The organism is Actinoplanes sp. NPDC051861, assembly GCF_040681145.1.
Taxonomy (GTDB): domain Bacteria; phylum Actinomycetota; class Actinomycetes; order Mycobacteriales; family Micromonosporaceae; genus Actinoplanes.
On record NZ_JBFAYE010000001.1, the window covers coordinates 1199102 to 1223107 of the forward strand.

The 24006-nt window shown below is 67.8% G+C and carries 16 protein-coding genes and 1 pseudogene; 15 read left to right on the forward strand and 2 right to left on the reverse strand.

The window, feature by feature from the left end; genetic code table 11:
• The first annotated feature begins 84 nt into the window (after positions 1-84).
• A complete protein-coding gene (locus tag AB0M02_RS05835) occupies positions 85-1656 on the forward strand; it encodes a protein kinase (RefSeq protein WP_364221998.1) in 1572 nt (523 codons plus the stop codon).
• 66 nt (positions 1657-1722) lie between these two features.
• On the opposite strand, the gene AB0M02_RS05840 is transcribed toward AB0M02_RS05835, so the two are convergent.
• On the reverse strand, positions 1723-3297 hold the full coding sequence (locus AB0M02_RS05840; protein ID WP_364222001.1) for an alpha/beta-hydrolase family protein: 1575 nt from the start codon (positions 3295-3297) through the stop codon (positions 1723-1725).
• A 494-nt stretch (positions 3298-3791) separates the two neighbouring features.
• On the opposite strand from AB0M02_RS05840, the gene AB0M02_RS05845 reads away from it, so the two are divergent.
• The 5 genes from AB0M02_RS05845 to AB0M02_RS05865 all read left to right on the forward strand — a co-directional run bounded on the left by AB0M02_RS05845 (position 3792) and on the right by AB0M02_RS05865 (position 10904).
• Positions 3792-5588, forward strand: coding sequence for a diguanylate cyclase (locus AB0M02_RS05845; protein ID WP_364222004.1), 1797 nt, complete (start codon positions 3792-3794; stop codon positions 5586-5588).
• Between the two features lie 54 nt (positions 5589-5642).
• On the forward strand, positions 5643-7412 hold the full coding sequence (locus AB0M02_RS05850) for an acyl-CoA dehydrogenase (RefSeq protein WP_364222007.1): 1770 nt from the start codon (positions 5643-5645) through the stop codon (positions 7410-7412).
• A 10-nt stretch (positions 7413-7422) separates the two neighbouring features.
• On the forward strand, positions 7423-8388 hold the full coding sequence (gene ligD, locus AB0M02_RS05855) for a non-homologous end-joining DNA ligase (protein WP_364222010.1): 966 nt from the start codon (positions 7423-7425) through the stop codon (positions 8386-8388).
• Between the two features lie 109 nt (positions 8389-8497).
• Positions 8498-9901: an OFA family MFS transporter gene (locus AB0M02_RS05860; RefSeq protein WP_364222613.1), complete on the forward strand. Its 1404-nt coding sequence runs from the start codon at positions 8498-8500 to the stop codon at positions 9899-9901.
• A 127-nt stretch (positions 9902-10028) separates the two neighbouring features.
• Positions 10029-10904: a DUF3592 domain-containing protein gene (locus AB0M02_RS05865; RefSeq protein WP_364222013.1), complete on the forward strand. Its 876-nt coding sequence runs from the start codon at positions 10029-10031 to the stop codon at positions 10902-10904.
• On the opposite strand, the gene AB0M02_RS05870 is transcribed toward AB0M02_RS05865, so the two are convergent.
• Positions 10889-11926: a LacI family DNA-binding transcriptional regulator gene (locus tag AB0M02_RS05870; protein ID WP_364222016.1), complete on the reverse strand. Its 1038-nt coding sequence runs from the start codon at positions 11924-11926 to the stop codon at positions 10889-10891. The genes AB0M02_RS05865 and AB0M02_RS05870 overlap by 16 nt on opposite strands.
• A gap of 330 nt (positions 11927-12256) precedes the next feature.
• Between AB0M02_RS05870 and AB0M02_RS05875 the strand changes: the two genes are divergently transcribed.
• The 9 genes and pseudogenes from AB0M02_RS05875 to AB0M02_RS05915 all read left to right on the forward strand — a co-directional run bounded on the left by AB0M02_RS05875 (position 12257) and on the right by AB0M02_RS05915 (position 23998).
• Positions 12257-13558 carry a sugar ABC transporter substrate-binding protein gene (locus tag AB0M02_RS05875; RefSeq protein WP_364222018.1) on the forward strand — a complete coding sequence of 434 codons (1302 nt, stop codon included), beginning with the start codon at positions 12257-12259 and terminating at the stop codon, positions 13556-13558.
• Between the two features lie 16 nt (positions 13559-13574).
• The gene (locus tag AB0M02_RS05880; RefSeq protein ID WP_364222021.1) at positions 13575-14531 is read left to right on the forward strand and encodes a sugar ABC transporter permease; all 957 of its coding nucleotides are present in this window, start codon (positions 13575-13577) and stop codon (positions 14529-14531) included.
• Positions 14528-15373, forward strand: a complete 846-nt coding sequence (locus tag AB0M02_RS05885; RefSeq protein ID WP_364222024.1) for a carbohydrate ABC transporter permease — start codon at positions 14528-14530, stop codon at positions 15371-15373. Before AB0M02_RS05880 ends, AB0M02_RS05885 begins: the two co-directional genes overlap by 4 nt.
• A gap of 35 nt (positions 15374-15408) precedes the next feature.
• On the forward strand, positions 15409-16944 hold the full coding sequence (locus tag AB0M02_RS05890) for an alpha-N-arabinofuranosidase (RefSeq protein WP_364222027.1): 1536 nt from the start codon (positions 15409-15411) through the stop codon (positions 16942-16944).
• Between the two features lie 213 nt (positions 16945-17157).
• Positions 17158-17481: pseudogene (locus AB0M02_RS05895) on the forward strand (cellulose binding domain-containing protein); the annotation flags it as partial.
• A 425-nt stretch (positions 17482-17906) separates the two neighbouring features.
• Entirely contained in the window at positions 17907-18785 is an 879-nt protein-coding gene (locus AB0M02_RS05900) for a beta-1,3-glucanase family protein (RefSeq protein WP_364222615.1), read from the forward strand.
• Positions 18786-19035: 250 nt separating this feature from the next.
• Positions 19036-20520 (forward strand): aspartate aminotransferase family protein, encoded by a 1485-nt coding sequence (locus AB0M02_RS05905; protein ID WP_364222030.1) that lies wholly within the window; start codon positions 19036-19038, stop codon positions 20518-20520.
• The gene (locus AB0M02_RS05910; protein WP_364222033.1) at positions 20517-21803 is read left to right on the forward strand and encodes a SidA/IucD/PvdA family monooxygenase; all 1287 of its coding nucleotides are present in this window, start codon (positions 20517-20519) and stop codon (positions 21801-21803) included. Before AB0M02_RS05905 ends, AB0M02_RS05910 begins: the two co-directional genes overlap by 4 nt.
• Positions 21800-23998: a GNAT family N-acetyltransferase gene (locus AB0M02_RS05915; RefSeq protein WP_364222036.1), complete on the forward strand. Its 2199-nt coding sequence runs from the start codon at positions 21800-21802 to the stop codon at positions 23996-23998. The genes AB0M02_RS05910 and AB0M02_RS05915 overlap by 4 nt, the downstream gene beginning before the upstream one ends.
• Positions 23999-24006 lie beyond the last annotated feature (8 nt).

Here is a 24006-nt window from a genome sequence, read left to right on the forward strand (position 1 = left end):
CCGGTCAGGTTCCACCGATTACCCGGCTATCAGGCTTTATCCGGCGATACAGGATTGAAGCCTGACTTCGGGGAGGAGTGGTCGATGGGTGACGGCGATCGGATCGGCCGCTATCAGTTGTGGGAGGAGATCGGCCGAGGCCCCAGCACCGTCGTACGCCGAGCAACCGCTCCCGGAGCTCCACCGATCGCCGCCAAGCTCCTACGTCCCGACCTGGCCCGCAGCCCTCGCGTCCGGGACCTGCTCACCCGAATCGGCGGCACCCTCCACCACCTCCCGCATCCCGGCATCGCCCGTATGCACGACCTCGTCGTGGAGTCGGACCGGCTGGCGCTGATCGTGGACTTCGTCGATGGGCCGAGTCTGCGCGACTACCTGGCCGGTGAGGGTGGAACGTTGCCCCTCGGCGACTCGGCTGTGGTCGTTGCGCAGGTCGCCGACGCGCTGGCGGCCGTACACGCCCGTGGCCTCATGCACCTCGACCTGAAGCCGGAGAACGTGTTGCTGGTCGGTGGTGCGTACCCGTTGCGGGTCAAGGTCTCCGACTTCGGCATGGCGGCATTGCCGGATGTTTTTTGTGCCGGTGTCTACGCGGCTCCGGAACTCAGCGCGGGTGGCCCGCCGACGGTTGCGGCGGATGTCTTCTCGCTCGGGGTTCTGCTCGCCGAGATGACCGCGGACTCTGAGTCGGGGCAGGTGCGTGATCTCGTCCGCGACTGCCTGGCGGTTCATCCCTGGGAGAGGCCGTCCGCGGCTGAGTTCGCCGATCGGGTCCGGGTGCTCGTGCCGGCGGAGGAAGCGCTGGCGGGCACCGGCTGGGTGCGATCGGGGTTCATGAGAAGCGGTTTGGTCAGGACTGGGTTGGCCAGGACTGGGTTGGTCGGGACCGGGTTGGCCAGGACTGGGTTGGTCGGGACTGGGTTGGCCGGGACTGGGTTGGTCAGAGCTGGGACGGCTCGTCGGCGGAGTGGCTGGGCGGCCGGGCTGGCCGGTGCGATGGCGGTGGCCGTCACCGTCGGGGTGCTTGCGCGGCTGGACTACGGCGGCCCACAGGATCAGCAGGCCGCCGAGCCGCCGTCGGTCACCGCGGGATTCGGCCCGAGGCCGTCACTGAACCCGGAGTCCGGCAGATCGGTGGAGAGATCGGTGGAGCGGGAGAACCTGGCCGGCGCCGCGCCGTCTCGCGGGACTTACGCCGCTCACCTCGCCGGCGGCAACGGAACCCTCTCGCTGGCCGTGCGCGACGGCCGCGCGGTCGGCTATCTCTGCGACGGCGCCCAGATGGAGGCCTGGCTGAAGGGTACGGTGACCGGCGCCCAGGTCTCGCTCTCCGGCCGGGACGGCGCGGCGATCACCGGCACTCTCGAACGGCGAACCGTCACCGGAACGGTCACCCACGGCACCCGGGCTGTCGAGTTCGCGCTGCCGCTGGTCAGCGCACCGTCCGGTCTCTACCGTGCCGCCGCGCGCCTGCGGGACGCGGAGGTCAAGGGCGGCTGGATCGTGCTGCCGGACGGCTCCCAGGTCGGCGTGCTCACCACCGACGGCGTCCCCGGGCCGGCGCCGAGCCTTGACACCGGCGCCCGCTCAGCCGTGCTCGGCGCCGACACGGTCCCCGCGGTCCCGGTGGACACCGCCACCGGGACCGGCTTCTGAGCCCTGCCTCTGAACCCTGCCTCTGAACCCAGCCTCTGACCCCCGGCTACTGAGAAGCACGCGGGATCAGGCGTCCAACAGAGCGCGCAACCGGGCGGTGTCACCCGCGGTCCACCCCGGCGGTGGAGCGATCGCCGCCCACCCGTCCACGGTCTCCGATTTGTAGACGTGCCCGTGCCCGGTCGGCACCTTGTTGGCGAAGACCAGGTCGCACATGGTCTGCCAGAACGTGATACCCGGGTACCAGTGCATGTCCGGTGTGACGTCCGGCCCACGCTCGCCGATCAGCCAGGACGGTTTCTTCCAGAGCAGATCCCAGCTCCACCACACGATCGGGTCGGTCGCGTTCTGCAGGTAGACCGCTTTCGGCCGGGGGCCGGTCAGGTCGCGCAGCGAGGCCGCGTTCTCGGCGAACTCCACGGGCAGACTGGGATAGACCGGATCCCAGACCGGGCTGCCCTCGGCGCGGGCTTCGGTGAGCTCGCGGTGGATCGGATTGGCGAAGGTGGGCCCGAGCATCAGGACACCATCGGTCTCGGACACCATCCGGTCGGCGGTGCCGAAGACCTTCTCCAATCCGTACGTGCCGAGGCTCTCGCCGAACAGCAGGAGCTTGGGACGTGACTGGACGGGCATCGCGGCCCAGCGTTCGCGTACCGCGGTGATCAGCGCGTCGGCCGCGTCGACCACCTCGGACCGGTCGCCGAGGAACGCCGCCCAACTGGGCAGGTACGAGTACTGCATGGAGATCAGGGCGGTGTCGCCGGCGTACATGTACTCCAGCGAGCGGGTCACCTTGGCGTCCACCCAGCCGGTGCCGGTCGGGGTGATCACGGCGATCACCGCGCGGTCGAACGCGCCCGTCCGGTCCATCTCGCGCACCACCAGGTTCGCCCGTTCCTTGAGCGTGTACGCGGAGGTGAGGCCGGCGTACAGGCGGATCGGCTCGGTGGCGGGGCGGCCGGCGAAGGCGCTCAGCTCGTCCAGGTTCGGTGCGCCGGCCACGAAGGAGCGACCCTGCCGGCCCAGCGAGTCCCAGGCGACCAGAGACTGCGGGCCCCCGGAGCGCAGTGCTGACGTGGGGACGGTCACACCGCTGCCGGTCCCGTTGTTGATCACTGCTGCGGACCGGTCGGCCATCGTGAAGACCTGCGTCACGAGGAGCCCGTCGAAGGCGCTGTAGCTGAGCAGGGCCACCACGACGGTCCCCGCGCAGTACGCCGCCCGGTCCGGGACGACTCTTCGGAACAGCCAGGCGCAGGCGTACGTGGCGAGCAGCAGCGTACGGGCGATCAGCAGCAGCAGCCCGAAGGTGAGCAGACTGGCGCCGACGGTGCGGGCGACGTCGTACTCCTGCGCGGGTTCCATGCTGAGACGTACGCGCAGTTCCCGTTGCCATCGGCTGCCCAGCCAGAGGAAGGCCAGCACGAGCAGGGGAACGACGCGCAGCAGCACCTGCCAGGCGATCCTCGTGGTCCGCGGCCGGAGCGGGTGCCACAGTCCGATCAGCGCACCGACCGCGGTGCCGAACGCGTAACCCATCGCGGCGGTGATGCCGGCGACGACGCCCTGCAGGAGCCAGACGCGTGGCAGCAGCGAAGGGGTGAACGAGAGGCAGTAGAGGACAGCCGCGAACGCCACCCCGGTGAGGCTCAACCCGGAACGGATGATTCGCGGGCGGCCGACGTCGCCGACACGAGTCGGCGAAGAAGCCGGCGAAGAAGCCGGCGAGGAAGCGGGATTCGGCGAGGAATCGGGATTTGAAGGGCCGAGGGGCGGAGGGGTCTCGGGGAGGGGAGTCTGCTCAGGAGATCGCCGGGGGATGGGTATCCGGCTGCGGAGCGGCGCGATCCATCCCGATGGCGGCGCCACCACCTGTCTGCGCATGCGGTGCTCCGTTCATCGACGTCGACCCGCTGGCCTTCTCCATCATCAGGTCTCGATGGCGTCGAGCGCCGCCCCCTTTTCCCCTGGTTTTACTCAGCCCAACCCTGAGCTCACCCCCGCTCGACCCCGCGCCCAACCCCGAACCGGCCCGGCGCTGTCCCCTAGGTGCTCTGATTTCACCCGTTTTGTAGAGGTGTTTCATTCAGCCCGCCATTCGCCTGCCGATGACTTGCGGTGAGGAGGATGCGATGCGGCTGCGCAACTGGATCGCCGTGGTGGTCAGCGTGCTGCTGCTTGCCGCGGTCGGTGTCATTGGTTTCCTGGTCAACCGGTCGGCACTGCGTGCCGCCGATGCGGTGCACCGAGCGGACAGCAGTGCGCTCGGGACCAACAACGGCACCCTGACGGGTCAGCTTCAGCTGAACTCGGCTGCCGAGCTCTCCGAGATCCTCGGTGAGCACGTGCTGCACCTCGCCGCCGGTTCCGCGGCGGACCAGGCGACGCTGCAGGCGGTCGCGAAGAAGAGCGCCACATTCCAGTACGGGATGCTGACCGCCGACCTCGAGGGCAACATCCTCACCGCGAGCCGTGCGGACGGTCTCCCGCGGCCCGACGACGTCGCCTGGAAGCCGCTGCGGACACTGCTTGCCGCGGGTAAACCCGGCTTCTCAGACGTGATGGTCGTGGACGGCGTGGCGCTGACCGCGGTCGCCGTACCGGTGATGGTGAGCGGGTCGCCGGCCGGTTTCCTGATCGGTCTCAACGAGGTCGCCACCACGTCGCTGCAGACGTATCTGGCCCGGCTCTCCTCGGAGGCGCACCGGACGACCGTCGTGGACAGTGTCGGCCGGGTCGGCGCGGCCAGCGACGGCGGTCTGATCAGCACCACCATCGACCCGGCGGTCCGGCCGTACCTGAACAAGGCGGGCGTGCAGTTCGTCGAGTACGAGGCCGGCGAGACGCCGATGATCGCCATCGTGGTCGGTGGACTGCCGAGCGGCTGGTCGTACGTGCGGACGCAGACCAAGTCGTCGTTCGACGGTGTGGTGCACAGCCGCAGCCAGACCCTGAACCTGACGCTGCTTGCGATGCTGCTGATCGGCGTGGCCGGCATCTCGGTGCTCGGCTACCGCACCCAGGTCACCCGGCGCCGTGCCGACGAGCGCTTCCAGGCGCTGTTCCAGCACGCCCCCGACCTGGTGTCGGTGCTCGACGGGCACGGGCGGATCATCTTCAGCAGCCCGAGCGCGCACAACATCCTCGGGTTCAAGACCGGCGCGCTCAGCGGGCACAGCGTCTTCGACGTGGTGCATCCGGACGACCAGGTGGAGATGAAGACCCGGCTCAGTGCCCTGCTCTCCGACCCGTCCGGGGTGATCCGGTTGCAGTGCCGTGTCCGCTCGGCGGAGGGCGAATACCGGTGGTTCGACTTCACCGCCTCCAACCAGATGCACAACCCGGCCCTGGCCGGCGTCGTGATCAACGCGCGGGACGTCTCGGAGAACCGGGCGTTCCAGGAGCGGCTGGCCCACGAGGCGCAGCACGACCCGTTGACCGGGCTGCCGAACCGGCGCCGGATGCAGGACGCGCTCGGCACGACGCTGGGCAACGCGCCGGTGGCGGTGCTCTTCGTCGACCTGGACGGGTTCAAGCCGGTCAACGACGCGTTCGGTCACGAGGTCGGTGACGAGTTGCTCCGGCAGGTGGCCGACCGGCTCAGCGCCTGCGTCCGCTCAGGTGACGTGCTGTCCCGGGTCGGCGGCGACGAGTTCGTGATGCTGATGCCCGGTGTCACGCCCGACGACGCGGACGCCATGAGCGCGCGCCTGCGGTACGTTCTGGAGTTGCCGTTCCGGATCGCCGGCCAGGAGATCCTGATCGGCGCGAGCATCGGCGTGCACGTGGCTCCGGCGGCCGAGGACCCGGACGCCGCCCTGCGGGCTGCCGACCACGCGATGTACGCCATCAAGCACGCCGGCGGCAGTCGTGGCAGTGGTGGCAGCGGCCAGGCGGCCTGGGTGGGACGGCACCGCGCGGAGGATTAGACTTCGTGCACACTGGGTGCAAGAAGTTGGGTCCTGACGAACGGTGGTGCTGCGATGTCAAAGACGCCGATGTCCAAGGTGCTGGTGTCCAAGGTGCTGTCTCGGCGTGATCTCGCGTTCCTGCTCTACGAATGGCTCGACGTCGAGGCGCTGACCGCGCGTGAGCGGTTCGCCGACCACTCCCGGGAGACGTTCGACGCGTTCCTGGACCTGTCTCAGCAGATCGCCGAACGCGACTTCGCCCCGCACAACCGCAAGAACGACCTGAACGAGCCGACCTTCGACGGCGAGCGCGTGGAGATCATCCCGGAGGTGTCCCGGGCGCTGCGGGTGTTCGCCGAGTCCGGGCTGCTCGCCGCCACTCTCGACGAGAAGTACGGCGGATCGCAGCTCCCTCTGGTCGTGGGCCGCGCCTGTTTCCTCTGGTTCCAGGCCGCCAACACGGCCACCTCGGCGTACGCGATGCTCACCTCCGGCAACGCGCACCTGCTGATGGCGCACGGCACCGACGAGCAGATCAAGACGTACGTCGAGCCGATGATCGAGGGCCGCTTCACCGGCACGATGTGCCTGTCCGAACCGCAGGCCGGTTCCGCCCTGAGTGACGTGCTCACCAAAGCCACTCCGCAAGGTGATGGCACGTACCGGGTGACCGGCGGCAAGATGTGGATCTCCGGTGGTGACCACGAGCTGAGCGAGAACATCATTCACCTGGTCCTGGCCCGGGTCGCGGGCGCGCCCGCCGGGGTCAAGGGCCTGTCGCTGTTCATCGTGCCGAAGCGCCACGTGAACCCGGACGGCACGGTCGGTGAGCGCAACGGCGTCACGCTCGCCGGGCTCAACCACAAGATGGGCTACCGCGGCACCACCAACACGGTGCTGGCCTTCGACGACGCGACCGGTTACCTGGTCGGCGAGGAGGGCCGCGGCCTGCAGTACATGTTCCACATGATGAACGAGGCGCGAATCGGTGTCGGCGCCGGCGCGGTCGCCCTCGGCTACACCGGTTACCTGCACGCTCTCGACTACGCCCGGGAGCGCGAGCAGGGCCGCCCGATCGGCGACAAGGACCCCGCGGCTCCGCCGGTCAAAATCGTCAAACATCCGGATGTACGCCGCATGCTGCTCGCGTCTAAGACGTACGTCGAGGGTGGTCTCGCCCTGGTCCTGTACACGGCGAAGCTCCTGGACGAGCCCTCGGAGGAGAATGCCCTCCTGCTGGACGTGCTCACCCCGATCGTGAAGGCGTGGCCGGCGCAGTGGTGCCGCCTCGCCGACGACCACGCCATCCAGATCCACGGCGGGTACGGCTACACCCGCGAGTACCCGGTCGAGCAGTTCTACCGCGACAACCGGCTGAACTCGATCCACGAGGGCACCGACGGCATCCAGGCCCTCGACCTGCTCGGCCGCAAGGTCACCATGCAGGGTGGGGCTGGTCTGGCCGTTCTCGCCAAGCGCATCCGCGCCACCGCCGCGCGGGCGTCGAAGGATCTGGGTGAAAAGGACCTGGGCGAACCGGTCGCCGACGCCTGCGAACGGCTGCTCCGGACGACCGCGAAGCTCTGGGCGTCCGGCGACCCGGAGTCCGCGCTGGTCAACGCGACGGCGTACCTCGACGCCGCGGGTCACCTGGTGATCGCCTGGCTCTGGCTTGAGCAGTTCCTGGCGACGAAGGAGCAAGCGGGCGACTTCTACGAGGGCAAACGCCTCGCCGCCCGCTACTTCGTGACCCACGAACTTCCCCGGATCGGCCCGATGCTGGACCTTCTCGACTCAGGCGACACGCTGCTTCGGGACATGGACGACGCGGTATTGGGCTAGCTTTACGACCATGGCCGGCAAAGCCACCAGTAAAGCGACCGTCATCGAGGTCGGTGACTACGACGTCCGGGTCTCCAACCCGGACCGGATCTACTTCCCGGAGCTCGGTGCCACCAAGCTCGACCTGGTCGAGTACTACCTGGCGGTGAGCGACGGGATCGTCCGGGCGCTGCGCGAGCGCCCCTGCATGCTGCACCGCTTCCCCGACGGGCTGGCCGGGGAGAAGGTGCACCAGAAGCGGGTGCCCAACGGCGCGCCGCCCTGGCTGGAGACGGTCCGGGTGAAGTTCCCGCGCTACAACCGGCACGCCGACGAGCTCTGCGTGACCAAGCCGGCCGACGTGATCTGGGCGGTCCAGATGTCCACCGTGGAGTTCCATCCGTGGAACTCGCGGCGGGCCGACACCGAGAAGCCGGACGAGTGGCGCATCGACCTGGACCCGATGCCGGACTGCGGGTTCGACACCGTGCGGAAGGTCGCCGCGGTCGCCCATGAGGTTCTCGACGAGCTCGGCATCGTCGGCTTTCCGAAGACCTCCGGTGGCAAGGGCTTGCACGTCTACGTGCGCATCGAGCCGAGGTGGGGCTTTTCAGATGTACGGCGAGCCGCGCTCGCTTTCGCCCGTGAGGTGGAACGGCGCGCGCCGGACGACGTCACCACCGCCTGGTGGCGCCGTGACCGCGACCCGCGCGCACTGTTCATCGACTACAACCAGAACGCCCGCGACCACACGATCGCCAGTGCGTACTCGGTGCGCGGCGTGCCCACGGCTACGGTCTCGACGCCGGTGAACTGGGACGAGATCCCGGACGTGGATCCGCGTGACTTCACGATCCGTACGGTGCCGGCCCGCTTCGCCGAGCTGGGTGACCTGCACGCGACGATCGACGATCGGGCGTTCTCGCTGGAGACCCTGCTGGGATGGGCGGAGCGCGACGAGAAGGCGGGTTTGGACCAAAATATGCCAGAAGAGTAAAGATGCCGGAAGTGAAGATGCCGGAAGAGTAAACCTGCCTTACCATCGGGGCTTATCGATCACCTGAATCGATTTAAACGTCCCCCGATGGCAGGAGGCCGCAGTGGCCTTGCTCTCCGCTCTCGATCGAGAACACACCATCGCGCCGCCCGGCTACAGCCGATGGCTCATCCCGCCCGCCGCGCTCGCCGTCCACCTGTGCATCGGCCAGGCGTACGCCACCAGCGTCTACAAGAACTCCCTGGTCCAGCACTTCGACACCAGTCAGACCGCGATCGGCGTCGTCTTCAGCATCGCGATCGTGATGCTCGGTCTCTCCGCCGCGGTCGGCGGCACCTGGGTCGAGTCGAACGGGCCGCGCAAGGCCATGTTCGTCTCCGCCTCGTTCTGGGCGTCCGGCTTCCTCGTCGGCGCTCTCGGCATCGCCACCAGTCAGCTCTGGCTGCTCTACCTCGGCTACGGCGTACTCGGCGGCATCGGCCTGGGTATCGGCTACATCTCGCCGGTGTCCACGCTGATCAAATGGTTCCCGGACCGGCCCGGCCTGGCCACCGGCCTGGCGATCATGGGGTTCGGTGGCGGTGCGCTGATCGCCGGCCCGCTGTCGCGGCAGCTGATGTCGTTCTACGACAGCGACTACGACCCGAACGTCGCGACCTCGGTGGCCGACGGCGACGCGCTGACCGCTCTGTTCGTGACGCTCGGCGTCGGCTACTTCATCATCATGATGTTCGGAGTGTTCAACATCCGCGTGCCGCGCGAGGGCTGGCGGCCGGAGGGCTGGGATCCGGCCTCGGTCAAGGAGAAGCCGCTCGTCACCACCGCGAACGTCGCCGCGTCCAACGCTGTCCGCACCCGATCGTTCTGGCTGCTCTGGATCGTGTTGTTCTGCAACGTCACCGCCGGCATCGGCATCCTCGAACAGGCCAGCCCGATGATCCAGGACTTCTTCCGCGACTCGAACGGCGTCTCCACCGTCGCCGTCTCAACTGTTTCCGTCAGTACAGCGGCCGGGTTCGTCGGCGTGCTCTCGCTGTTCAACATGGCCGGCCGGTTCGTCTGGTCGTCGACCTCCGACCTGATCGGCCGCAAACCGATCTACATGCTCTACCTCGGCGGCGGCATGATTCTGTACGCCTCGCTGGCACTCTTCGGCCACCTCGCCACCGCACTGTTCGTCCTGCTCGCAGGCGTGATCCTGTCGTTCTACGGCGGCGGGTTCGCGACCGTTCCGGCGTACCTGCGTGACCTCTTCGGCACCTATCAGGTCGGCGCGATCCACGGGCGGCTGCTCACCGCCTGGTCAGCCGCGGGTGTCGCCGGGCCACTGATCATCAACGGCTTCCTGGACGCGCAGGGCAAGCCGGGCACGCTCACCGCGGAGGCGTACCGCCCGGCGCTGTTCACGATGGTCGCCGTCCTCGCCGTCGGCTTCACCGCGAACCTGCTGATCAGAGCCGTCCCGTCCCGCTACCACGAGGCGGCCGAAAAGGCTGAGGAGGTGGCAGCATGAGATTGGTGCTGTCTTGGGCCCTGGTGACCGTTCTACTCGGTTACGGCATCATCCAGACGATCATCACAGCGGCGAAGTTGTTCCAATAAGGGAGTTGTTCCAATAAGGGCGTTGTTCCAATAAGGGCATGGAGAACTGGAACCCGCCGCCGTCGCGGCACTGGTGGTGGGTGGTTATGGCGGGACTGCTCGTCGCGGTCGGCGGTGTGTTCATCCGGATCACGCTGGACGACCGCGTCGAGCAGCGCATCGCCGACGGCACCCCGGTTGCCGCCGAGGTGACCCGGGTCGGCAAGCTGCCCTGGTCGACGACCCGCACGCGGTCCGGCCAGCGGATCACCGTGGCGTACTCCTGGGACGGCGTCGCCCGGACCGCCGACCTGACGCCCGCGGAGGCCAAGACGGGCTATACGACCGGCGACCGGATCACCGTCCTGGTCGATCCACGCGATCCCGGCCGGGTCGCCACGGCCGACGGGTTCGCCAGCGAGGATCTGATGATGCGGGCGCCGCTGCTCGTCGCCGGGTGGAGCTTCCTGCTGGCGCTGACCGGCGCGTTCCGGCACGTGCGCTGGTGGTGGCGAAACGAGCGGGGAGCTTCGTCACACGTACCCTCGCTTGCTCTGACCTGGACCAACGACGCTGATCACCGTGCTCTCCCCTGGCTGTGGCAACGTCAGCTGGAGGCTCTTTCGGCTGCGGTGCCGAAGGCAGCCGGCGAGACCGGAAGTCTCAGATTGCGGCTGTGGCTTCAGCTCGGCCGAGGGGGAGATCCGGAAATTTCCTGGTATTCCCGGCGGCGGCAGCAGCTCATGATTGTCGTGCCGGTCGAGGTTCCGCACGATGCGCTCGACCGGGATCCCCGGCCTGCCCTGCGCGCGGCGATCGCGAGAGCGCTGGACGCAGCGGCTACAAGAGGCGAAGACCTTTCCAGGGTACGGGCGATCGCGCGCGATCTTGACAATGTGTCAGCTGAGGAACTCCTGGATCATGATGAGCTCTGAGCTGCTCGGCCCGCTGTGCTCTCCCGGACGATCAGGCGGTGCGGGGCTCGCACCTCCAGGCCGGGCGGAGGGGTCGAGCTGCTGATCCGCAGCACCAGGCGCTCCACCGCGGTCGTCGCGATCATCTCCTTGTCCGGGGAGATCGTGGTGACCGTCGGGTTGGAGAAGCGGCCGTCCTCGATGTCGTCGTAACCGATCACCGCGACGTCCTCGGGCACCCGCAGGCCGCGCGAGACGATCGTGTGGATGGCGCCGAGCGCGACCAGGTCGCTGTAGCAGAACACCGCGTCGGGCGGTTCCTCGAGATCAAGCAGGTGTGCCATGGCCTGCGCGCCGTCGATGCGGTTGAAGCGTGGCGTACCGATGATGAGGTCGTCCCGGACCGCCCGGCCGTGCGCCTGATGTGCCTCGCGGAAGCCGCGGGTGCGCCGTTGCGCCGCCTCGCCGGTGGCGTAGGGCTGGTCGCCGATCGCGGCCACCCGTTGCCGGCCCAGGCCGAGCAGGTGCTCGGTGGCCTCGCGGGAGGCGGCCACGTCGTCGATGCCGATGTGGTCGAAGGTGCCGTCGCTGATCCGCTCGCCGAGGATGACCAGCGGCAGTGAGGTGTCGCGGTCGACGAGCGCCTGCTGGTCGAGGCCGAGCGGGCTGAAGATGACGCCGTCGAAGAGCAGCCGGCGGGAACCGTGTGCGATGAAGGCGCGCTCGTGCTCCGGGTCGCCGTCGGTCTGGTCGATCAGAACGTTGTATCCGCTGACGCGGGCCGCCCGGATGACGCTCTGCAACAGCTCCGAGAAGTACGGCGTGTCCAGGTACGGCACGACGAGCGCGATCTGACCGGACCGGCCCTGCGCCAGGTTCCGCGCCAGCACGTTGGGCCGGTAACCCAGTTCCTCGACCGCGCGCTGGACCCGGACCCGGGTTCGCTCGGTGACGTTGGCGTAGCCGTTGACGACGTTGGAGACGGTTCGGCTGGAGACCCCAGCAAGCTCCGCCACGTCACGCAGAGTGACTTCCCGACGCAAAGTTCCCCCTTTTGCGGCTTACCGTGCAGCCGCCCAGCGCGCCAAGTTTCCGGCAGGTTACCCCTTGCCGTCGATTGGACGTCCGTGCATGCTGTCTTTGCAGCGCTGCAAAATCGTAGCAACACTCGTCAGCGTGCGGCCATACACGCAGGTGGGCGAGATTTTTGAAGCGTGATGGTTTTTGGAGCGTGATGGCCGGCCCTTGGTGTGCCAGCACCGCAGGCCGGCTCTTACCGACGTGTCAACCGAGCACTCAGAAGCGCTAACCCCTGTGAGGACCCAGTGAACCTTCGGAACTTTAGTGTAAGGCGACGCCTGCGGCGATCAGTCGTGACGGCCGTCGCTGCTTTCACCGCCATAACCATGGTGGCCTGCAGCAGCGACTCCGGCGACGAGCCCGCCGAGAAGCCCACCGGCCCGGTCACCATCAAGGTCTGGGCCTGGTACCCCGAGTTCCAGGGTGTCGTCGACCTGTTCAACAAGACGCACACCGACATCAAGATCGAGTGGACCAACGCCGGCGCCGGCCAGGACCAGTACACGAAGCTGCAGACCGCGCTCAAGGCCGGGAAGGGCGCGCCCGACGTGGCGATGCTCGAGTTCCAGGAGATCCCCACCTTCCAGCTCACCAAGCACCTGGTCGACATCGGCAAGTACGGCGCCAACGACGTCAAGGGCGACTACGTCGACTGGGCGTGGAAGCAGGTCAGCTCCGGTGACTCGGTCTACGCCATCCCGGTCGACGCCGGGCCCATGGCGATGCTCTACCGCGAGGACATCTTCAAGCAGTACGGGCTCACCGTGCCGAAGACCTGGGACGAGTACAAGCAGCAGGCCGAGAAGCTGAAGACCGCGTCCGGTGGCAAGAACTTCATCACCGACTTCGGCGCCAACGACGGCGGGTTCATGACCGGCCTCATGTGGCAGGCGGGCGCGAAGCCGTACACGTACGACGTGGGTGACCCGGCCAACGTGAAGGTGAACGTCAACAGCCCTGAGGCCAAGCAGGTCATGACCTACTGGGAGGGCATGGTCAACTCGGGCCTCGCCGACACCAAGGCGTACGGGACGACCGACTTCTACAACGGTCTCGGCTCCGGCAAGTACGCGACCTACCTGGCCGCCGGCTGGGGTCCCGGCTACCTGCAGAGCATCGCGAAGACGACGGCTGGCAAGTGGAAGGCCGCGCCGCTGCCGCAGTGGACCGCGGGTGGCAACGCGCAGGGCGACTGGGGCGGCTCCACGTTCGCGGTGACCGACCAGGCCAAGTACCCGGACATCGCGGCCAAGGTCGCCATGGAGATCTTCGGCGCGAAGAACACCGACGCCTGGAAGATCGGCATCGACAAGGCGTACCTGTTCCCGACCGCGACACCGGTCCTCGAGTCGGACGCGTTCAAGAACAAGGAGTACGAGTTCTTCGGCGGCCAGAAGGTCAACGAGGTGTTCATCCCGGCCTACAACGGGATCACCGAGTTCGACTGGAGCCCGTTCAACAACTACAACTTCAACCAGCTGACCACGGTTCTCGGTCAGGCGGTGGAGAAGAAGACGTCCTGGACGGCGGCGCTGGACACGATGCAGCAGAACATCAGCACGTACGCCACGCAGCAGGGCTTCAAGGTTCAGTAATGACCGAGGTACAGAAATGACTGAGGTGCGTTCTGGGGCCGCGGCCGCCGCTGAGGCGGCCGCGGGTTCCCCGCCCAGCAAGAGCCCGGGCGGAGTGGTCTCCGGCGGCCGGCGGATGGCGCACGCCCGGCAGGCGGCGATCGGATGGCTGTTCGTCCTGCCGTTCGTGATCCTGCTGATCGCGTTCCTGCTGCTGCCGCTGGCGTACTCGCTCAAGCTCAGCCTCTACCGCTCCACCCTCATCGAGGGTGAGGTCTTCGCCTTCCTGGACAACTACAAGCAGGCGTTCAACGACCCGCTGTTCCGCGAGGGCGTGGTCCGGGTGCTGGTGTTCGGGCTGGTCCAGACGCCGGTGATGATCGGTATCGCGCTGCTGGCGGCGCTGCTGATCGACCACGCGACGTCCCGCTTCTCCCGCGTCTTCCGGCTCGCCGCCTTCGTCCCGTACGCCGTTCCGGTGGTCATCGGCACGCTGATGTGGGGCTTCCTCTACAGCCAGAACACCGGGCCGTTCCGCGGTCTGGGAGTCGACTTCCTCTCCAGCGACATGGTGCTGACCTCGCTCGGCAACATCGTCACCTGGCAGTGGGCCGGCTACAACATGATCGTGCTGTACGCGGCCCTGCAGGGTGTGCCGCGCGAGATCTACGAGTCCGCGAAGATGGACGGCGCCGGCGCGGTGCAGATCGCGCTCCGGATCAAGACTCCGATGATCGCCTCGGCTCTCGTGCTGGCGACGTTGTTCACCATCATGGGCACGCTGCAGTTCTTCACCGAGCCACTGATCCTGCAGCCGCTCAACCCGGGAGCGATCACCGCGCACTACACGCCGAACGTGTACGCGTACAACCAGGCGTTCGCGTTCCAGCAGTACAACTACTCGGCGGCGATCTCGTTCCTCCTGGGTGCGGTTGTCTTCGTGGGGTCGTACATCTTCCTGTTCGCCACCCGGAAACGGAGCGCGCTGCGATGAGTGAAAAGAAGGGTTCAGTCGCGGCGCACCTGCTGATGGGCGTCATGGCGATCTACTTCCTCTTGCCGTTCTGGTGGCTGCTGGTGGCGGCGACCAAGGACAACGACGGCCTGTTCGGCTCGTCCCCGCTCTGGTTCGCCGACTTCCACCTGATCGACAACCTGAAGCTGGTGTTCAGCCAGGAGGACGGCATCTACCTGACCTGGCTGCGCAACTCGGCGCTGTACGCGGTGGTCAGCGGTGTCGGCGCGACGCTCGTGTCGGCCCTCGCCGGTTATGCGTTCGCCAAGCTGCGCTTCCCGGGCCGGACCGTGCTCTTCGGCCTGCTGCTCGGGCTGATCATGGTGCCGGCCACCGCGCTGGTGCTGCCGACGTACCTGCTCATGTCGCAGGCCAACCTGGTCGACTCGATCTGGGCGGTGATCCTGCCGTCGCTGTTGAACCCGTTCGGCGTCTACCTGCTGCGCGTGTACACCCACGACTCGGTGCCGGACGAGATGCTCGAGGCGGCCCGGATCGACGGCGCCGGCGAGTTCCGGGTCTTCCGCAGTGTCGCGCTGCCCGCCATGCGCCCGGCCCTGGTCACGGTGTTGCTGTTCACCATGGTCGCGTCCTGGAACAACTTCTTCCTGCCGCTGGTGATGCTCAGCGACAACCAGCTCTTCCCGCTCACCGTCGGCCTGCGGACCTGGTACATGTCCGCGACCATCGGCAACGGCGGCGCGGCCCTCTTCAACGTGATCGTGGCGGGGTCCCTGGTGGCCATCGTGCCCCTGATCATCGCCTTCCTGATGTTGCAGCGGTACTGGCGCGGCGGTCTGACCATCGGCGCCGTCAAGTAACCGTGTGACGTCTACTTCTCGGTAAAGGGACAACCATGCACCGTGCACGTGTCGCACTGAACCCTGCCCACGTCGTGGCTCCGGTGAGCCGCCGAACCTTCGGCTCGTTCGTCGAGCACATGGGCCGTTGCGTCTACACCGGGATCTACGAGCCGGACCACCCGCTGGCCGACGAGGACGGCTTCCGTACGGACGTCCTCGCGCTCGCCCGTGAACTCGGCGTCACGATGGTCCGCTACCCGGGCGGCAACTTCGTCTCCGGCTACCGCTGGGAGGACGGCATCGGGCCGGTCGAGAAGCGGCCTCGGCGGCGCGATCTGGCGTGGCGCAGCATCGAGACCAACGAGGTGGGCATCGACGAGTTCGCCAGGTGGGCGGAGAAGGCCGACGTCGAGATCATGTACGCGGTCAACCTCGGCACCCGTGGCGTGCAGGAGGCGCTCGACGTGCACGAGTACGTCAACCACCCGGAGGGCACGCACCTGTCCGAGCTGCGGCGGGCGAACGGGGCGGAGAAGCCGTACGGCATCAAGATCTGGTGCCTGGGCAACGAGCTGGACGGTCCGTGGCAGACCGGGCACAAGACCCCGGAGGAGTACGGGCTGCTCGCGGCGTCCACGGCGCGGGCGCTGCGCTCGGCCGAGCCCGATCTGGAACTGGTCGCCTGCGGGAGTTCGAGCTCGTCGATGCCGACGTTCGGCACCTGGGAGTCGACGGTGCTGGAGCATGCGTACGAGCAGGTCGACTACGTGTCCTGTCACGCGTACTACGAGGAGTTCGACGGCGATCTGGGTTCGTTCCTGGCCAGCGCCGTGGACATGGACCACTTCGTGAACAGCATCGTGGCCACCGCGGACGCGGTCGGCGCGCGGCTTAAGAGCAAGAAAAAGATCAACCTGTCGTTCGACGAGTGGAACGTCTGGTATCTGTCCCGGTTCCAGAACCAGTCACAGAACCAGCCGCAGGCCGCCGATTGGAAGGTGGCTCCGCGGGTTATCGAGGACCAGTACAACGTCGCTGACGCCGTCGTCGTCGGCAACCTGCTGATCTCGCTGCTGCGGCACAGCGACCGGGTCACCGCCGCCTGCCAGGCCCAGCTCGTGAACGTCATCGCGCCGATCATGACCGAGCCCGGCGGCCCGGCGTGGCGGCAGACGATCTTCCACCCGTTCGCCCGCACCGCCGCGCTGGCCAAGGGCGACGTGCTGGACCTGCGGATCGAAAGCCCGACCTACCCGACGGAGAAGTACGGCGACGCGGCGCTGATCGACGCGGTCGCCACCCACGACTCGACCACCGGCGACGTGGTGATCTTCGCGGTCAACCGGGACCAGGAGCAGCCGGTCGAGTTCAGCGTGGACCTGCACGGGTTCGGTGGGTTGACCGTCGCCGAGGCGTGGACTCTCACCGACGACGACCTGCGCGCGAGCAACACCAGGGACGACCCGGAGCGCGTAACCCTGCGCCCGACCGCGTCCGTGCCGACCGGCGCGGTGGCGATCTCCGGCGAGACCGCCACGCTGACACTCCCGCGCGTCTCCTGGTCAGCCGTGCGCCTCACCCGCGCCTGAAAAGCGAACCCGTTGCGTGTGAAGTTCGGCCCACATAGCGACCCAAACTCCACACGCGGAATTTTCCGGGTTCCTGGAAAGTGTTATCCGGGGCCCGGAAACCCGTCTGGGGAAGTTGACCTTAAAGGAGGTTTAAAGAACGCGCGAGAGCGCTCTCTCGTCTGAATAATGGCGTGCGTCCCTGTCCGATCTTGTTCGAAGGGCCGCACCCCCATGCGCCGGAAGAGAAGTCTGATACTCGGGTCGGTGGCCACGGTCGCCGCGCTCGCCACCGCCTGGTTCGCCCTGCCCGCCTCGGCTGCCGCACCCACCGCCACCGTTCGCACGGTCTCCGACTGGGGCTCCGGCTGGCAGGACGAGGTGACGATCAGCAACACCGGAACGTCCGCGCTGACGTCCTGGAAAGTGGAATTCGACCTCCCGTCCGGCGCGACGATCGGCAGTTTCTGGGAAGCCGACATGGTGGCCTCGGGGGCTCATCGGACTTTCACCAACCGGTCCTGGAACGGCGCCGTTCCGGTCGGCGGAAAGGTGACGTTCGGGTTTGTCGGATCCGGTGCACAGCCGCTCAACTGCAAGCTGAACGGCGCCCCGTGTTCCGGCGGTGAAGTGACAGTGCCGACCACAGTGCCGACCACACGGCCGACCACAGTGGCACCCACCGCGACGACGGCGGCTCCCACTCCCACGAAGCCCGCCGCGACCACCGCGGCGCCCGTGGAGACGACCGCGACCGCGGTCCCGCCGGCCTCCGACCTGCTCCCGGTCACGCTGACGAACCGCAGCGGCCGCAACGAGGCCGTCCACGTCTATGTGCTCGGCGTCAACCTCAACACCGGCAAGCTCGGCTACGTGAACGGCTCCGGCGCCTTCACCGCGTGGACCGGCGGCGCACCCGTGCCGGTGCCCGCGCCGGACGTCGCCATCAGCGGCCCGGGAACGGCTCGTCGACCACGATCAAGGTGCCGAAGAACCTGTCCGGCCGGATCTACTTCTCGTTCGGGCGCAAGCTCGACTTCCGGCTCACCACCGACGGCCTGGTCCAGCCGGCCCCGTGGGCGTCCGGCGACCCGAACCACGACATCCTCTTCGACTGGAGCGAGTTCACGTTGAACGGCTCCGGGCTCTGGCTCAACAGCTCGCAGGTGGACATGTTCGCGGTGCCGCACATCGTGAGCGTCACCGGCGGCAGCGGGAAGATCGCCAAGACCGGTGAGCCGGTGGCGAACGGCCGCCAGAAGGTGATCGACGCGATCAAGGCGAGCCCGGACTTCGCGAAGAGCGTCGTGACCGCCGCCGACGGCACGGTGCTGCGGGTGCTCGCGCCCGGCAAGGCCGCCGACGCCGGCCTGATGAGCCCGACCTACCTCGACCCGTACATCACGAGCGCGTGGAACGCGTACACGTCGAAGACCTTGACCGTGGTCCCCTTCACCGACCAGCCCACTGTGAAATACCTGGGCCGGACCTCCGGGAACGTCATGAGCTTCACCGACACCTCGGGCCGCACGGTGGCGTCGTTCACCAAGCCGTCGACGGCGAACGTGTGGGGCTGCGACGGCGCGCTCGGCGCTCCTAACGACCAGGTGGTGGGTCCGATCGCGCGGACCCTGTGCGCGGCGCTGCAGCGCACCACGCTGGGCCGGCTCGACACCCAGCCGAGCGGCACCGCCGCCGACTTCTACCAGGGCGAACGCACAAACGTGTACGCCCGTGAGATCCACAAGAACATGGTCGACGGCAAGGCGTACGCATTCGCCTTCGACGACGTCCAGAACCAGGAGTCGCTCGTGCACGACGGCGACCCGCGCGCGGCGGGAATCACCCTGACGCCGTTCTGATCTTCACGCTGGGGGGTAGAAGGGGGCCCGCTGTCCGAGTGACGGCGGGCCCCCTTCCGCAATGTGGGATGAATCACCCATGCCTCACGTAAGGATCTTGCACATGCCGATGCGCTGGTCGTGGCGGGTGCATCGGCGTGAAGGAGGATTCACGCATCGCCCGACCGGCCAGGGTCAAGTTTCCTTCGCGTGTCCGGCCGGTTAGCCTCCCCTCAGTTAGGTAAGGCATACCTTATTAGTGGAGGCCACGTTGGAGGGGTTCGCGTCCCCGCACCTGTTCTCCGGGTCCACGCTGGACAGTTACACGTCCGGTGTGTGGCACGCGTCGGCGCTGCTCGCCGACCGGGTGAAAGCGGTGCGGCAGCCGTACTCCGGCGCAGGAGTCGCCGAGCTCCAGGCGCAGGTCGACGCCGTCGACCTGGACCGCCCGCTCGGTGACACCGGCGCCGCGTTGCACGAGGTCGCCAGGCTCTATCTGGACAACGCCGTCTGGTTCCACGAGCCGACGTACGTGGCGCACCTGAACTGCCCGGTCGCGATCCCGGCCCTGAGCGCCGAGGTCCTCATCTCCGCGGTCAACTCCTCCGTCGACACCTGGGACCAGAGCGCCACCGGCACGCTGATCGAGCGCCGGCTGATCGACTGGACCGCCGGCCGGATCGGTTTCGGCCCGGACGCGGACGGCATCTTCACCAGCGGCGGCACCCAGTCCAACCTCCAGGGCCTCCTGCTCTCCCGCGAGGAGACGCTGGCGAGCCTCACTGAGGATCGCAGCACCGCGATCCCGCGCCTGCGGATCTTCGCCACCACCGAGAGCCATTTCAGCGTCAGCAAGTCCGCGGGCATCCTCGGCATGGCGGCCGACGCGGTCGTGGGTGTCGCCACCGACGGCACCGGCCGGATGGACCCCGTTGCGCTGGCCGCCGCCATCGACGACGTTCGGCGCGACGGCGGCATCCCGATGGCCGTGGTCGCCACCGCCGGCACCACCGACCTGGGCCGGATCGACCCGGTCGACGCGATCGGCACCATCTGCGCGGACCGGGGCGTCTGGTTCCACGTCGACGCCGCGTACGGCTGCGGCCTGCTCGTCTCTCCGCGCCGCCGGCACCTGCTGGACGGCATCGAGCGGGCCGACTCGGTCACCGTGGACTTCCACAAGAGCTTCTTCCAGCCGGTCAGCTCCAGCGCCGTCGTGGTGCGCCGGGGCGAGACGATGCGCCGGATCGCGGTGCACGCCGACTACCTCAACCCGCGTACGGCGACGGTGCCCAACCAGGTCGACAAGAGCCTGCAGACCACCCGCCGCTTCGACGCGCTCAAGCTCTGGATGACGCTGCGCACGATCGGCTCGGACCAGATCGGCGAGATGTTCGACGCCGTGGTGGACCGGGCGCACGAGGCGTACCAGTTCATCGTCGACGAGCCCGACTTCGAGGCGGTGGCGGCGCCGACGCTCAGCACGGTGCTGTTCCGCTTCAGGCCGGCCGGCATGAGTGTTGCCGCGTGCGACGAATTGATGCCGAAGCTGCGCCAGCGGCTCTTCTACGGCGGGCAGGCGATCGTCGCCGGCACCACGATCGGCGGGCACTACTGGCTGAAGTTCACGCTGCTCAACCCGAACACCACGATGGGCAACCTGCGCGACGTCCTGGACCTCATCCGGGAGATCGGCAACGAGATGCTGGGCCAGCAGGAAACCGGTGAACACGAGGCCGAGGCGGTGATGGCATGAGGACGTATGACTTCGTCGCGATCGGCGTCGGCCCGTTCAACCTCGGTCTCGCCGCGCTGACCGCCGATCTGCCCGATGTGGACGGCGTGTTCCTGGAGCAGCGCGCGGAGTTCGACTGGCACCCCGGCCTGATGATCGACGGTGTGACGATCCAGGTCCCGTTCATGGCGGACCTGGTCACCATGGCCGACCCGACCAACCGGTTCTCGTTCCTCAACTACCTCAAGCAGGTGGGGCGGCTCTACCCGTTCTACATCCGGGAGAACTTCTACCCGCTGCGCGCCGAGTACAACGAGTACTGCAAGTGGGTCGCCGGTCAGCTCCCGTCGATCCACTGGAACACCCGCGTCGACACCGTCACTTACGACGGTGAGGCTTATCTGGTGCACACCGCCGGGGAGACCTACCGGGCGCGCAAGCTCGTGCTGGGCATCGGCACGGCGCCGCGCGTTCCGGCCGCGGTCGACCAGGGGGAGTACGTGCACAGCGCGGACTACCTCCCCAACCGGGAGAAGCTGCGGGGCCTCGACTCGATCACCGTGATCGGCAGCGGCCAGAGTGCCGCCGAGATCTACCTCGACCTGCTGAACGACATCGAGACGTACGGGTACCACCTCAGCTGGATCACGAGGTCACCCCGGTACTTCCCGATGGAGTACACGAAGCTGACCCTGGAGATGACCTCGCCGGAGTACATCCGGTACCACCACGGACTGCCCCTGGAGGTGCGTGACCGGCTCGGCCGCGAGCAGCGCAACCTCTACAAGGGAATCAGCGGTGACCTGGTCGACGCCATCTACGACACCCTGTACGCCAAGAGTCTGCACGGCCCGGTGCCGACCACGCTGCTCACCGGCACCGCCCTCGAGGGCGTGATCTGGGACGAGGCGGAGAAGCGCTACACGCTCGCCCTGAACCACGCCGAGCAGGGCCGCTCGTTCACCGCCTCCACGCGGGGCCTCGTGCTGGCGACCGGGTACGCGCCCCGCGTCCCGTCGTTCCTCGACCCGGTCCGCGACCGGATCAACTGGGACGCCCGCGGCCGCTTCGACGTCGCGGTCGACTACGCCGTGGACGTCAACGGCAACGAGGTGTTCGTGCAGAACGCCGAGGAGCACACGCACAGCCTCACCGCTCCCGATCTCGGCATGGGCGCGTACCGCAACTCGGTGATCCTCAAGGGCGTCACCGGCCGCGAGATCTACAAGATCGAAGAATCGATCGCGTTCCAGCAGTTCGGAGCCCCGAAAGCCCACATTCCCCGGACCTTGGTGACATCGTGAGACTCGTACCCCTTGATCTTGATCGTGACCTTGACCTTCTGCACGCCTGGGTGACCCATCCCCGCTCGCACTACTGGGGCATGCAGGGTGCGACGGTTGACCGAGTCAGAAGCGAATATCAGGGCATCGCGGACAACCCACACCACCACGCGTGGCTGGGTCACGATGAAGACGGGTCGCCGCTGTTCCTGGCCGAGACCTACGAGCCCGCGCACAGTGAACTCGCGCGGCACTACGACGTGCGCCCCGGCGACATCGGCATGCACGTGCTTGTGGCGCCGCCGACCAGCAAGCGGTCCGGGGTCACCTCGGCCGTGATGCGGGCGGTGATGGACTTCTGCTTCGCCGACTCCCGCGTCGAGCGGGTGGTGGTCGAGCCGGATGTGCGCAACGAGGCGATCGCGCGCAAGAACGCCGAGGTCGGGTTCGTCGAGGAGCGGCACGTCCAGCTGCACGACAAGGTGGCACGGCTCAGTTTCTGCACGCGCGTCGCGTACGAAATGAGCGTTCCCCACCTGAACCCGCACGCCATGGCTTCGGCCCACCGCCGGTTGATCGCGAAGGCGATCGCCGAATTCAGCCACGAGCGCCTGATAAATCCGGAAAAAATAGATACCAATCGGTATCGGTTCGGGGAGAACACGTTCACGGCGAAGCGCTATCCCCTCGAACACTGGGTGATCGACGCGGACTCGCTGGACGGGCCCCTCGACGCGCTCGACTTCATCATCGGGCTCCGCGAGACCCTGGGCATCCCGGAGAAGCTGCTCGGGACGTACCTCGAGGAGATCTCGGCGACGCTGGCCGGCACCGCCTGGAAGATCACGCACCGGCGGGAGACGGCCGAGGAGCTGGTGCACGCCGACTTCCAGACGATCGAGGCGGCGATGACCGAGGGGCACCCCGGCTTCGTGGCCAACAACGGCCGGATCGGATTCGGCCTGAGCGACCACGAGGCGTACGCGCCGGAGGCCGGCAGCCCGGTCCGCCTGCGCTGGGTGGCCATCCGCAAGGACGAGAGCATCTTTGTCACAGCCGGTGACGAGCGCGCGCATTACGTGTCGGAGCTGGGGGAGGAGCTGCTGGACCGCTTCGAACGGCAGCTGGCGTCGCGCGGCCTCGACCCCGGCGAGTACCGCTACCTGCCCGTGCATCCCTGGCAGTGGGAGCACAAGCTGACGGTCACGTTCGCGCCGGAGATCGCCCGCCGCGCGATCGTGCCGCTCGACGCCGGGCCCGACCGCTACCGCGCGCAGCAGTCGATCCGGACGTTCTTCAACACCGACCGGCCGGACCGGCACTACGTGAAGACCGCGATCGCCGTGCAGAACATGGGCTTCCTGCGCGGGTTGTCACCGAAGTACATGCAGGCCACGCCGCCGATCAACGAGTGGGTGGCGTCGGTGGTCGAGGGCGACGAGGAACTGCGGGCGTGCGGTTTCGGCGTGCTCCGCGAGCTCGCGTCGATCGGGTACACCGGCGACGCCTATCACCGGGTGGGCACGCCCTCGGCGTACACGAAAATGCTCGCCTCCCTCTGGCGCGAGAGTCCCGTCCCGAAGATCGCCGAAGGCGAGCGCCTGGCCACCATGGCCAGCCTGCTGCACCGCGACCGTGACGGGAACTCCCTGGTCTCCGCCCTGATCCGCGCGTCCGGCATGTCGGCCGCCCGATGGGTCGCCACCTACCTGCGCGCCTACCTGCGCCCGATCGTGCACTGCCTGCTCCGGCACGACCTGGCCTTCATGCCGCACGGCGAGAACCTGATCCTGGTCCTCGAGAACCACGTCCCGCGCCGCGTGTTCATGAAGGACATCGGCGAGGAGGTGGCGGTCATGAACGACCAGCCGCTGCCGCCCGACGTCGAGCGCATCCGGATCGACGTCACCGACGAGATCAAGGAGCTGGCGCTCTTCACGGACGTGTTCGACGGGTTCCTGCGCCACCTCGCCGGGATCCTGGACGCCGACGGGGTGCTGTCCGCGGGCGACTTCTGGGCGCTGGCCGGTGACTGCGTCCGCGAGCACGCCAAGGACCATCCGCAGCTGAGCGGCCGCCTCGACCTGCTCCGGCCCACGTTCCAGCACTCCTGCCTGAACCGGCTCCAGCTGCGCAACACGCTCCAGATGGTCGACCTCACCGACCAGGCCGGCTCGCTGATCTTCGCGGGCGAGCTGGAGAACCCGATCGCCTGATGGATCTT

What these genes read in the sequence shown, in the direction of transcription:
- AB0M02_RS05835 (WP_364221998.1), top strand. Translation starts at nt 85, where the DNA reads ATGGGTGACGGCGATCGGATCGGCCGCTATCAGTTGTGGGAGGAGATC.
- AB0M02_RS05880 (WP_364222021.1), top strand. Translation starts at nt 13,575, where the DNA reads ATGACTGAGGTGCGTTCTGGGGCCGCGGCCGCCGCTGAGGCGGCCGCG.
- AB0M02_RS05885 (WP_364222024.1), top strand. Translation starts at nt 14,528, where the DNA reads ATGAGTGAAAAGAAGGGTTCAGTCGCGGCGCACCTGCTGATGGGCGTC.
- AB0M02_RS05865 (WP_364222013.1), top strand. Translation starts at nt 10,029, where the DNA reads ATGGAGAACTGGAACCCGCCGCCGTCGCGGCACTGGTGGTGGGTGGTT.
- AB0M02_RS05850 (WP_364222007.1), top strand. Translation starts at nt 5,643, where the DNA reads ATGTCAAAGACGCCGATGTCCAAGGTGCTGGTGTCCAAGGTGCTGTCT.
- ligD (WP_364222010.1), top strand. Translation starts at nt 7,423, where the DNA reads ATGGCCGGCAAAGCCACCAGTAAAGCGACCGTCATCGAGGTCGGTGAC.
- AB0M02_RS05890 (WP_364222027.1), top strand. Translation starts at nt 15,409, where the DNA reads ATGCACCGTGCACGTGTCGCACTGAACCCTGCCCACGTCGTGGCTCCG.
- AB0M02_RS05910 (WP_364222033.1), top strand. Translation starts at nt 20,517, where the DNA reads ATGAGGACGTATGACTTCGTCGCGATCGGCGTCGGCCCGTTCAACCTC.
- AB0M02_RS05845 (WP_364222004.1), top strand. Translation starts at nt 3,792, where the DNA reads ATGCGGCTGCGCAACTGGATCGCCGTGGTGGTCAGCGTGCTGCTGCTT.